The sequence below is a fragment of the Blastococcus sp. CT_GayMR20 genome, from assembly GCF_004570345.1.
Genome location: NZ_SPQM01000325.1, coordinates 1 through 933 on the forward strand (window position 1 = coordinate 1; position 933 = coordinate 933).

General features: G+C 75.2%; 1 protein-coding gene. It reads left to right on the forward strand.

What is annotated here, in order from left to right:
- On the forward strand, positions 1-732 hold a 732-nt coding region (locus tag E4P40_RS27735), incomplete at its 5' end, for a glycosyltransferase family 4 protein (protein WP_135161489.1).
- Positions 733-933: the final 201 nt, after the last annotated feature.

A 933-nucleotide genomic window follows, 5' to 3' on the forward strand; every position in this document is an offset into this window, starting at 1 on the left:
ATCGCCGGGCACCTCGACGTCCTCACCTACATCAGCGAGTACACCCGCGGCCGGCTGGCGCCGGCGCTCGCGGACCGCACCCGCATGGCGCAGCTGTCACCCGGGGTGGACGTCGACCGGTTCACCCCCGACGCCGACGGCGCGACGGTGCGGGAGAGGCACGGCCTCGGCGACGCCCCGGTCGTCGTGTGCGTCTCCCGGCTGGTCGCCCGCAAGGGCCAGGACGTCCTGGTGGCCGGCTGGCACCGGGTCCTGCAGCGCCACCCCGGCGCACGGCTGCTCCTGGTCGGCAGCGGCCCCGCCGAGGCGGCGCTCCGGCGCGCCGTGGCCGGCCGGGGACTGGGGGAGTCGGTGGTGTTCGCCGGGCCGGTCGCGGTCGAGGAACTGCCGGCGTACTACGCGGCCGGCGACGTCTTCGCGATGCCCTGCCGCACCCGTCGTGCCGGCCTCGACGTCGAGGGCCTCGGCATGGTCTTCCTGGAGGCCGCCGCGTGCGGCCGGCCGGTGGTGGCCGGGACGAGCGGGGGTGCGCCGGAGACGGTCCGCGAGGGCGTCACGGGGCACGTCGTGGAGCCGCGGTCACCCGGCGCCGTCGCGGACACCCTGGCCCGCCTCCTCGACGATCCCGGCCGGGCACGGGAGATGGGCCGCGCCGGCCGCGCCTGGGCGGAGCAGCGCTGGTCCTGGACGACGATCGCCGCCACGTTCGAGGACCTGCTCGACGAGCCATGAGTCCGGACACGGCAGAGCCCCGCCCCGCGGTTCGCGGGACGGGGCTCGGCCGGTTCGTTCAGCGGGCGTAGAGGCCCTCGACGTCGGCGTCGAACTCCTTCATGACGACGGAGCGCTTGAGCTTGAGGCTCGGCGTCAGCATCCCGTTGTCCTCGGTGAAGTCCGTGCCGAGGATCGTGAACTTCTTGATGGCCTCGGCGT